Origin of the sequence: Streptomyces sp. NBC_00557 (assembly GCF_036345995.1) — a bacterium.
In the GTDB taxonomy this organism is placed as follows: domain Bacteria; phylum Actinomycetota; class Actinomycetes; order Streptomycetales; family Streptomycetaceae; genus Streptomyces.
This window is the reverse complement of sequence record NZ_CP107796.1, coordinates 8,667,151-8,676,941: the sequence shown is the minus strand read 5'-3', so window position 1 is coordinate 8,676,941 and position 9,791 is coordinate 8,667,151. Positions and strand designations below refer to the sequence as shown.

Annotated in this window: 10 protein-coding genes, 1 tRNA gene and 1 pseudogene; 5 read left to right on the top strand and 7 right to left on the bottom strand. The window is 68.8% G+C overall.

All coding sequences use genetic code 11. The features are described from left to right. Positions 1 to 715 precede the first annotated feature (715 nt). Positions 716 to 1,441 (bottom strand): hypothetical protein, encoded by a 726-nt coding sequence (locus OG956_RS38840; RefSeq protein WP_330342682.1) that lies wholly within the window; start codon positions 1,439 to 1,441, stop codon positions 716 to 718. A 492-nt stretch (positions 1,442 to 1,933) separates the two neighbouring features. On the opposite strand from OG956_RS38840, the gene OG956_RS38835 reads away from it, so the two are divergent. Next, a complete protein-coding gene (locus OG956_RS38835; protein WP_330342681.1) occupies positions 1,934 to 2,548 on the top strand; it encodes a DUF7691 family protein in 615 nt (204 codons plus the stop codon). Positions 2,549 to 2,610: 62 nt separating this feature from the next. Here OG956_RS38835 and OG956_RS38830 read toward each other — a convergent pair whose 3' ends face one another. Further along, the gene (locus tag OG956_RS38830) at positions 2,611 to 2,820 is read right to left on the bottom strand and encodes a hypothetical protein (protein WP_330343068.1); all 210 of its coding nucleotides are present in this window, start codon (positions 2,818 to 2,820) and stop codon (positions 2,611 to 2,613) included. A 211-nt stretch (positions 2,821 to 3,031) separates the two neighbouring features. Beyond that, positions 3,032 to 3,181: pseudogene (locus tag OG956_RS38825) on the bottom strand (ATP-binding protein); the annotation flags it as partial. 53 nt (positions 3,182 to 3,234) lie between these two features. Here OG956_RS38825 and OG956_RS38820 point away from each other — a divergent pair. After that, complete coding sequence (locus tag OG956_RS38820; RefSeq protein ID WP_330342680.1) at positions 3,235 to 3,690, top strand: hypothetical protein; 456 nt, start codon at positions 3,235 to 3,237, stop codon at positions 3,688 to 3,690. Positions 3,691 to 4,071: 381 nt separating this feature from the next. Here the strand turns inward: OG956_RS38820 and OG956_RS38815 are convergent, their stop codons facing one another. Beyond that, positions 4,072 to 5,940, bottom strand: a complete 1,869-nt coding sequence (locus OG956_RS38815; protein WP_330342679.1) for a tetratricopeptide repeat protein — start codon at positions 5,938 to 5,940, stop codon at positions 4,072 to 4,074. A gap of 293 nt (positions 5,941 to 6,233) precedes the next feature. On the opposite strand from OG956_RS38815, the gene OG956_RS38810 reads away from it, so the two are divergent. The 3 genes from OG956_RS38810 to OG956_RS38800 all read left to right on the top strand — a co-directional run bounded on the left by OG956_RS38810 (position 6,234) and on the right by OG956_RS38800 (position 9,023). Next, positions 6,234 to 8,201, top strand: coding sequence for an RNA-binding domain-containing protein (locus OG956_RS38810; protein ID WP_330343056.1), 1,968 nt, complete (start codon positions 6,234 to 6,236; stop codon positions 8,199 to 8,201). 148 nt (positions 8,202 to 8,349) lie between these two features. Next, positions 8,350 to 8,625 (top strand): hypothetical protein, encoded by a 276-nt coding sequence (locus OG956_RS38805; RefSeq protein ID WP_330342678.1) that lies wholly within the window; start codon positions 8,350 to 8,352, stop codon positions 8,623 to 8,625. Beyond that, positions 8,625 to 9,023: a hypothetical protein gene (locus OG956_RS38800; protein ID WP_330342677.1), complete on the top strand. Its 399-nt coding sequence runs from the start codon at positions 8,625 to 8,627 to the stop codon at positions 9,021 to 9,023. The genes OG956_RS38805 and OG956_RS38800 overlap by 1 nt, the downstream gene beginning before the upstream one ends. 102 nt (positions 9,024 to 9,125) lie before the next feature. Here the strand turns inward: OG956_RS38800 and OG956_RS38795 are convergent. From OG956_RS38795 to OG956_RS38785, 3 genes are all read right to left on the bottom strand, one after another. Beyond that, positions 9,126 to 9,199: transfer RNA gene (locus OG956_RS38795), tRNA-Met, on the bottom strand. Between the two features lie 48 nt (positions 9,200 to 9,247). Then, positions 9,248 to 9,451: a cold-shock protein gene (locus tag OG956_RS38790; protein ID WP_330342676.1), complete on the bottom strand. Its 204-nt coding sequence runs from the start codon at positions 9,449 to 9,451 to the stop codon at positions 9,248 to 9,250. 119 nt (positions 9,452 to 9,570) lie between these two features. Beyond that, positions 9,571 to 9,753 carry a hypothetical protein gene (locus tag OG956_RS38785; RefSeq protein WP_330342675.1) on the bottom strand — a complete coding sequence of 61 codons (183 nt, stop codon included), beginning with the start codon at positions 9,751 to 9,753 and terminating at the stop codon, positions 9,571 to 9,573. Positions 9,754 to 9,791 lie beyond the last annotated feature (38 nt).

Here is a 9,791-nt window from a genome sequence, read left to right as displayed (position 1 = left end):
GGAACGAAGTACATGGACGGGTCCCCGGGCTGCGCCCGGAGCCAGCGAACCCCCGCGCTGCGCGCGGGGGTTGCGCCCCGCTCCGCGTGAGCGCGAGCGGCTCGCTCCGCTCCCCGCCCAACGAGCCTGCTTCGCAGTCTCGTTGACGCTCCTTCCGCTGCGCTCCAGGAGCGTAGCCCGCGCTGCGGGCCACGGCCGGCCTTCGGCCGTCCTGGAGGCCTCCGCTTCGCTCCAGCCACGGTGACGCTCCGCGTCACAAGGTGTGCCACGCTCCGCGCGGCCCACCCAACGGGCCTGCGGCCCGAGCGGCAGCGACTGGGGCCGGGTGCTGGTCCGTCAGGCGGGTGGCGGGAGCGGGAGGGGCTCGCCCACGGGATCACGATCTCTGAATTGGAGACGGGGAGTGACAGGCCGTCAGGCGAAGGCGGGGGGTGGACGCGAGCAGGCAACCTCACCCTGCTTCAAAATGATTTGTGGATCGAAAATGGATCAAGCGCGTCCCGCCGCCACCGATGACATCCGCGCCGCGGTCACCGGAACGTCAGCACAATCGTCACCTACGACAGATCGGCTCGGTGTGGCCGGCCGTATGCGTGGCGCCCCGCCGCAGGCGGCGCGGAGGGAACGCCACGAATACTGTCGCCAGACTACCCCAGCGGCCGGACCGGGAACCGCAGAACAGGCGTACGGGGCACGGCGGGCCGTCAACGCGCCGTCAGCAGGGGTGCTGCTCGTGCCAGGAGCGGCACAGCTCGGTGAACTCCTGCTGGCGCGCGGCCAGGAGGTCGTGGGGGTGCTGCAGGTGGCAGTCGAGGAAGTGGACACCGTCCTGGAAGGGCTGGAAGCCGATGGTGGACCACAACTGGCCGAGTTTCACGGCCGCTTGGCGGTGCTGTTCCTCGGTCATCTCGCGGTCGTCGGCCGAGCCCGGCTCGCACGCCACTGCGGCGCAGTCCTGCGAGAGGCGGCGGATGGCCGCGCCTGCCAGCACCGGGCCCAGGCCTGCTCCGCGCCATTCCGGCTCGAGGATGACCCGGTCCATGACCAGCAGGTCACCGACCGGGTGTGCGAGCGCCTCCTCGAAGGCGGGGGCGTACTCGCCGCAGGCGACGTCCAGCAGCCTCTCACCGATGCGGGAGACGTCCCCGGTGTAGGCGTCCATCGCTTGAAAGGGGTCGTCGGGCCCGAACATGCGCACGCGGACGAAGGACATACGGCCGACCGTCACGTCCTGCACGGCGTCCAGGGTGTCCTGGTCGACGTCACTGCGGGCGGCCATGTCCTCGGCCAGGGTGACCGCGTCGATCCGCGCGGTCACCGTCCAGACCTCCAGCGTGTCATCGAACTCGAACGCCTGGACGTGGTGTTCGTGGTGGTAGGCCAGGCTGATCAGCGAGGGATCGGCAGGCAGCCGGGACAGAACGGGCATGGCAGTCGTCACCGGCCCAACGTAGCGGCTGCCGCCGGCCCCGCGCAGGCCGTCCCGGCAACGGGGACGGCAGTACGGGCTGCGGCGGGACTGACAGTGTCGGGACGCCGCCCGCGACCGCCGGGGCGATCCCGCGCCACCCGCCCGCCCCGCTGATACGTAGGACCGGTCGCGGACGCCAACCACTTCGCCCGCCAGTACGGTGCCACCTTCCGCCCCAACCGGTCGACAGGCAGCCTGCAACCGACCTGACTGCCCTAAGTTCCTCGCGCCGGTCAGAGGCCCTCAGTGCGAACGCGTGATCACCCTCGCCCGACTGTCACCGTCGCCACCACGGTGCAGCGGGGCGGGGCTGCGTGATGTGATCGGCGAGCTGCTCCACCGTGAGCCGCCCGACGGACCACCCGATGTGCACGGCACCCCGCCGCGGCCGCACACCTCGCCACCCTCGCCCGCCGCCGCGCCCGTAGGGCAATGTCAGTGCTGACCGATACGGTCGTGTGAATGAGCATGTCGTTGAGCGTGTACTTGCTGGATGTGGCGGCCACTCGGGCGCTGGTGGGCTCTCGTGATGATCAGCTGCTGCAGGTGATCAGTGACCAGTTCGGGGACGAACTGACAAGGGCTGACCAGTGGTTCGACCAGGCGATCGCGCAGGGTGCGCCGACCTCGTTCGAGGCACTGCAGACCGTGGTACACGGAGGCCCGTTCCCTCAGGGTGGTTCCCCGGGAGCGTTCCAGTACGGCTATGCGTATAAGCGGCTGTGTTCGTTGACTGGGTCGCACTTGGACAACAGCTCGTTCAGTCCGTATCGCGCGGGGTGGCTGGAGGCGGTGGATGAAGGCCTGAAAGCGCTGAAGGTCACGGCTGTGTCGATCGCGGAATTCGGCATGTGGGAGGGGATGCCTGATGGGCTGCCGTGGTCGGACTTTCCAGGCTGCGGGCAATGGACGCACGGGCAGTGCGTTACGGCACTGGAGCAGTTCGAGACGGCCAACCGCGCCGGCCTTGAACCATCGCTGGAACCCGAGGTGGAAAACGCACTGTCCGACTGTGTGGACTGGATCGTGGCGGCGGCTCAACGTCCCGGGTATGGCGTGATCGGGTTCCAGTCCTGATCACCAGTGACCCCTCGTCCATGCTGGCCCACGGAGACGCCGGGACCAGCACATGGCCTGCGTTAGGAGCGGTGTCGGGGCATGAGGCCGACCGTGACCATGTCCAGGTAGAGGTCGATCAGTGCGAAGGCCTGGGGGTGGCTGAGTTCGGCGACATTGTCGCCGGCGTCGGGGGTGCCGGTGAGCACGACGTCACCGAGGTACGGCAGCGGGGTGGGCCGGTAGAGCGCGATAGAGGGGTAGCCGTCCGAAGCCGACCGGGGAAGGGCCATGACGTCCCAGCAAGGCCGCACCGTACTTCCCCGGTCGGCGCAACCGGGCGACCCTCAGCCGGCCGCGCCCCGGGCACGCACCGGTGCACCACGGCGGCCCGACCATGCGACAGCTGGTGGCGAACTCTAGGCTATGGAATTCCTCCTGGCCGGCGCGGGCGGTCGGCGAGCCGCCCGCGAGGTGGGTCAGTACGTCGTCGTGCGGCACGGTCCGCAGAGCGGCCTGGGCGGGTGTGAGGTGCGTGGTGTCGACGACCTCGGCCTCGGCGTGCAGCCACGGGCGGGCCGCCCCGGCGTAGCGCTCCAGATACTGGAGACGGAACGGGGAGTTGGGGCCAAGCACGGTGCCGCCCGCGTTACGCATACATAGGACACCGTCTAAGTAACCGTGAAAGCCGCGAAAGGAACATGGGCGTGGCAAATATTGTTGAGCCCGACCTTCAGCGTTGGAGCGAGGAAAGGCATCGCAATGCCATCGACATTGCGGATATGCTCGGAGTTTCTCCCGAAATCTACGAGAGCGACCCAACGAGCCTCATTCCGGCCTTGGATGACTACGTGTCCCGCGCTCCCCTGAGTGAGTTCGAAGAGCCCGACTGGATCACACTGCACTTGGACTTGGCATCCTACGTCGCCGACTTCCTCATCCATAAGTACGGAGCACGCTGGATCGTCATGGACGATCCCACTGGGCCGGTTGGATTCCGCTACGTCATCGAGGCAACCGGGCTCGATAGACAGACCCGTCGGGTCGACCCCGTCAACGTGGCAAACAAAGAATTCGCTAACCATCCCATCGAAATCGTCCGGATGCTGGCCAGCGCAGAACTCACCTTGAACCTCGCTCCGCAGGCAGGCGATGAGGAGTGAGCAGGGCCCGCATACCAGCACGCTAAGGGCTGTAGCACGACGCGTGACCTGCACGGCCGTTCGTCGTTGAGTACGGCATCGCGCCATGAACATCCGACCCCCCGCGGATGCGCGACCTCGTGGGGGCCCGGAACCGCCCGGACCCAGGCCCCCGCCCCGCTGTGAAGACCTCGTAACAACGCGCCCGATCCGGTGCACACCGAAGGCCTTGCGGGGCAGGTGTTGCGGCAGTACTTCCCCGCACACACCTCCGCAAGGCCGCGCCTCTTTCCGGGGAGCGGAAACCGCGTGCTCACCGCTCCGGTCGGCTTTGCGGGGAGCGCACGAGGGCCGGTTCCCCCATCCTGGAGAAACCGGCCCTTGCGCTTGGCCGTTCAGCAGCTATTGGACGGGCTGACGTTCCCTCTCGCCGCGCTTCGCCACGAATACGGGCTCTCCTGATGGCCGTTTGGTCGTTCCCGCGAACGCAGCCCAGACCCTGGTCGAATCGATCGTCTTGACCGCGATTCCCTTCTCGGGTGACAGCATCCTTGCCATCGTCGCGACATGGAGGCCGGCTGCGCGCGCATCGAGTCCTTCAACTGCGGCCGAGAACCACGGCTCTCCGCTCACTCCGGATACTTCGACCCAGAATCCCCTGGGAGAGCCCGTGCCGGCCTCAACTTCCATGCTCCCTGACCCGTGGTCGATCAGGATCGCGTCGAGAGCCTGGTCGAGGCTCGGCGACAGGTCCCAGCCGTAGTGGGTGCCGTTGTGGACGAAGGTGGTGGTAAAGGCCGTGCAGTCCCGGCCTGGCAGGTCGGCGGCACGGTATGCGGCGAGCTGTTCGGCGTGCAGCAGCTGGGCGACGGCGATGTATCCGGCGTCGGCGACGAGCACCAACAACACTGGGCCCTCCATCTTCTGGCCGAGGCGGTGGGCGTCCCACCAGTGGGCGTCCGGGACCAGGCTGTGATCGCCCTGGTGGCGGGCTACGACGGTCACCTTGACCTTTCCGGCGGGGGTACTGACGACGACGTGGTCCGAACGCCCGTCCCACGTGGCGTTCAATGCCTCGGCAGCCGCGCTGCGGACGACCGCATCGACGGTGGCGTCGGTGGGTTCGTCGTCGCGCATGAGGAGATAGCGCAGGGTGGGCACACCGCGAGGAGAGACGATGCGCCGCCTGGGCGGAACCCTGTCGCGGGGTTCGCTGTAGCTGCAGATCCCCGGGTGCCAGCGGCGGTGCGTGCGGACGGTCGCAAGGAGCTCCAAGGCGCCCAGGGCGTCGGCCGGGTCGAGGTACAGCACGGTCACGAGCACGCGTTCGGCGGAGTTGTACCGCCCCATGCGCCAGTACGTCTGAGCCAGGTCGTACAAGGCCTCCAGGAAGGGGCGGTTGCTGTCCGCTGACCAGGGCAGCCTGCCATGAAAGCCCATGGGGAGCGAGGATTCGCCGACAGCCACGGCCGCCTGGTACCAGCTGAGGGCCTGCTCCAGGTAGTGGCGGCGCTCGCCGGCAGTAGGAGCGGTGTAGAGGAGATCCTCGGTTTCACCGTCGTGGCGCTGCAGGGCGAGGTCACCGAGTCGGGCGTAGAGGCCGACGTCGAGGGGGTTGTGGTCGATCAGGCGCTGCAATTGTGCTTCATAGGCGTCGTCGCCCAGGGCGCCGCGGCAGGTCTCAAGGACAGCGTCTGCGCTTGGGGAGCGAGGATGGGTGGAGAAGGCGTAGGGCATGCGGAAGCGCGGTGTCGTTCCGTCCTCGGCCAGTTTCCGCGTCCACCAGCGCGTGAATGTCTCGGTCACTTCCGCCTGCAGGGGCGGAACCTCGCCCGGATCCAGGCCGGACGCTGGTGTCGGCTCGTCCTCGTCGTCGTATGCGTAGGGGTCGTCATCGAAGGCAAACGCGCCTTCCTGGGTGACTGCTCGGGGCCCGGCTTCATGGGCCCGCTCCAGGGCTTCGCGGGCCTTCTCGGTCGGGCTGCCCGGAAGGCTCGGCGTCAGCGACTGGTAGGGGTCCGGCCAGGGGTGCCCGGCGGTCAGGGGACCCCACATGGTGTAGTCCTGGCGCAGCAGGATGCGCAGGGCCAGGTCAAGTCCGTGGCGGTCGAGCCGCTCAGGTAGTTGGCCGGTCGCGCTGGCCGTGGTGACTTGGTCTAGCGCCTTCTGGTAGCCGACATGCGTCTCGGCATCCAGCAAGCGGGCGAGACGGTTGGTCTGGGTGCGCTGCGCGCGCCGGTGGGTGCCGTTGGCTGGCCCGTCGGTGTGCATAAGGATCCTTGAACCCGGGCTGCGCGTACCGCACCACCCCACCTCGGTGCGACGCCAAGCCCTCAGGTCAGGACGCCTTTTGTGTCTCAGATACGCTGGTTCTGCCGGCTCGAGCGTGCGCTCAGTTCACCTGCCAGTCAACGGTGGGGATGACTGCCAAGAGCGCGCACCGTGCGCGAGATGTGCACCATGATCCGGGTGGCGGATGAGCTGCGCAAGGACTCCGCCACATATGACCGATCACGACCGAAGCGTGACCGGTTTCGTCATGCTCTGTCGCGATCAGCCTCGTGATGGTCGAAAGCCGTCGACATCCAGTCGAGGCCCCTAACCTGCGACCATTGCCGCCGCCGCATTCACATGCCGCCGTCGGCGCAGCGAAGCAGGTGCTGCCTGAGCTGATGGCGCTAAATTCCTGTCCTTCGAGCGGGTGGGGCCGGGATACTTCCGGGGTGTCGATGATGGATCTCGAGGCCGTCCGGGCTGCGCTGCGTGCACACAACCCGGCCCTGCTGCTGGAGCAGCCGGAGGGTCAGTGGCTGGACGCCAAGGCCGTGCCGTATGCGCTGCGTGAGCCGCGCGCAGTTGAGGAACTCGCCAAGGACGTCTGCGGGTTTGCCAACGGTGGCGGTGGTGTCCTCGTCCTGGGGATCGCTACGCGGCTGGTGGACGATGTGGAGATTCTCGACCAGATCGTTCCGGTCGACCGCGCCTCGGTCGACCGCGATCGGATCCGCAAGCTGATCCGCGCGCACATCACTCCTGCCCCGCGCGGGGTGAGGGTGGACTGGTCCGACGACCAGCAGGGATCGTGCGTGCTCTACATCGATGTCCCCGCTCAGGACGAGAACTGTCTGTTCGTCGTGGCCGCGCCGGTCGGCAAGCCGGGCACGCCCCGTACGGACACGGTCGCGGTGCCCGTACGCGAGGCGGACGGGACGCACTGGCTGCCGCGCACCGAGATCCAGCGCCTGCTCTCCGCCGGCATCGCCGCCTCCGGCATGCCCACGACCGAGACGCTGTCCCAGCTCCTGCATGACGCCGTCGCAGGCTCGCAGTGGACGGGCGCGCCGCGGATCGGTCAGGGCCTGCCCGAGTGGGAACGCGAGATGCTCGAAGCGTACGAAAAGCTGGCCGATGTGGGCCTGGGGCAGCCGGCCGGTGAGGCGTATCGCCACGGAACAGCGGCGCTGCAGGATCTGCACCACTTCCTGGACGGAGAGCCGGGGTGGGTGCTGTGCGTGGCTCCCCCGCGCCCGCCCGTCGTGGTGCGCACGCCCGTGTGGCAGGCGATCGTCGACGCGGGCCGGGCTGACGCCAGCGGGGATCCGCTCGCGGCGATCGGATACCCCATCAGCGCTTCCGGAGCGGTGACGGGCGACGGCAGCCTCGTGAAGCTGGATGGTGGCAGGTGGGGTCCCGGCCATCTCGTGCGCTCCCAGAACGGTGTCTGGCGGTGGCAGCCTGCGGTGCACCTCGGTCTGGACATGACCCGGTCCGCGCTCAGGTGGACGAGCCAGATACCGAAACCGCAGCTGCGGCTGCGCGCCCTGGTGACCCTCCCCTGGGCGGAGGCTTCCACCCTTCAGATCACGAAGGCCCGGCGCCAGCAGCTTGAGCAGCAGCTTGCCTTCAGTCCGCTGGCCGGTGCCGTGACGATGCTGTCCCAGCGCCGGGGCGGCAACCTCCCGGCGGGACGGTGGGAGCCGGGCCCGCACGACAACTCGCTGCACGCCGCGAGCTACACGACCATTTTCCGGGCACCTGACGGGCGGTCGGCCCTCTCCGCCGCCTGCATGATCGCGTGTCCCGGCACGATGGACTCCGCCGTCGTCTCGTGCGCGGACGTCCTGATCGAAGACAGTGCCGCCTGGGCGGAAGCGCTGGGCGGTCACCAGAGCGCACCGCTGGGCTTCGATGAGGTCCAGGATGTTCTGCTGCATGCCTGGCAGACGGCCGCCGAACTCCTGCCCGAAGTGCTCGGTGATCCGGCCGGTCGGCGCTGGGCCGCACCGCCCACCACCGAGTTGCGCCTGAGCGCCGAGCGCAGCGACGACACCGGTGTGACGCCCGGCCTGGGCTCCCTCATCGACCTCAGCCCGCTCGGCCCTACCGGGCGAGGCCCCAGACCGGAGATGGCCGTCACGATCACCGCCGAGCCCACCATGCGGCACACCGAGCGCCAAGACCTGCTGCGCCGGGCCCTGGCCCACATGGCGCAGGCCTTCGGTCACACCCAGGCCGAGGTGGGGCTGTTGTAGCGGGCGGGACCGTCCCCTCGGCGCGGCCTGCTGCCTGTGATCGCAGTTGAGGAGCGGCACGTATCAGCGTGACGTCCGAAAGTCGGCGATCATGCCGCCGTAGACGATTTCCTCTACCCGCAGTAGAGGAGGACGGTAGAGTGAGGATATGGCAGCAGACGAGACGAGCATCAAGGTGAGCACGGCCGCGCGGGACCGGCTCGCCCAGCTGGCCGCCGAGCACGGCACCACCATCCGCCACCTGGTGGAGGACCTCGCGCACAGCACGCCGACCCAGGCCGAGTATGCCGAGCGGGCCGAGCTGGCCCGCGCCGAGCTCGCCGCCGCCCTCGGCACCGCGCCGAGCGAGGAGGCCGAGGCGAAGGCCCGGGCGCTGCTGCAGCGTCTGGGCGCCGCCTCGCAGGGGCCGCGGGCGGCCGCGTAGTGGCGGCGATCGCGGTCGTCCTGGACCACACCACCGCCGGTGCGCTGTACGACCCGAAAGACCCGTTCAACGAGGCCGTCGCCGCGTTCTACGTCCAGGCCTCCGGCGGACTCGGGGAGCTGTATGCGCCGGTGCTGTCCCTGACGGCCGGCGACGCCGAACGGCCGGGCCTGCTCGGCTACATCAAGGGACTGCGGTTCATCCGGATCGAGGCGTTCGACACCGACGCCGCCGTCACCGCCACCGAACTGCTGCGCTTCGGGCACTCCTGGGCCGCCGTCCACGCCATCCACGCCGCCCGCCCGTCTCCCGCCCATCCCACCGGCCGCTACCTGCTCACCCTGACGCCGAAGGCGTATGCGGGCACCGGCGTCCAAGCCGTCCACCCCGACCAGTAACCGGCCTCGCGCGGCCACCATCACAGCGGGCAGGCAGCTCTGGCAGCGCAGGAATGGGAGAAGGGGTCCGGCATCAGTGATGCCGGACCCCTTCTGTGTTCGTAGCGGGGACAGGATTTGAACCTGCGACCTCTGGGTTATGAGCCCAGCGAGCTACCGAGCTGCTCCACCCCGCGTCGGTGGTGCCACTCTACACAGGGCTCTGCAGGCCGGCGGTAGGGCCGTCAGCCGCGGACGATGTTCTCGGCCTGGGGGCCCTTCTGGCCCTGGGTGATGTCGAACGTGACCTTCTCGCCCTCGACCAGCTCGCGATAGCCGCTGCCGGTGATGTTGGAGTAGTGGGCGAAGACGTCCGGTCCGCCGTCGTCCTGGGCGATGAAACCGAAGCCCTTCTCGGGGTTGAACCACTTCACGGTACCGCTGGCCATACTGCGTCCTTCTGATCTCGCCGGGCGTGCCCGGCCGGGGTGACGAGTGGGTGTCTTCCCCGCGGGGGATGGCACCCGGCGTCCATGTACCCCGGCCAGGGCCGCGCCATACGACCGGTTCAGCCCTGTGGCTGGGGAAGCACGCCGGGTTCGACCGGGACGAGCCGGACGTTGGTGTTGCCGTCGGCCTCGAGGGCCGCCTTGCGCCGCTCGCCGCTGACCTTGTCGTAGGCAACCGCGGAAGCCTGCGCCTTTCCGTCGCTGTCTGTCCAGGTCAGCCCAAAGTTCTGCATCGTCGTCATGCGCTCATCATCGCCGCCGGCACTGACAACGCCCGGCG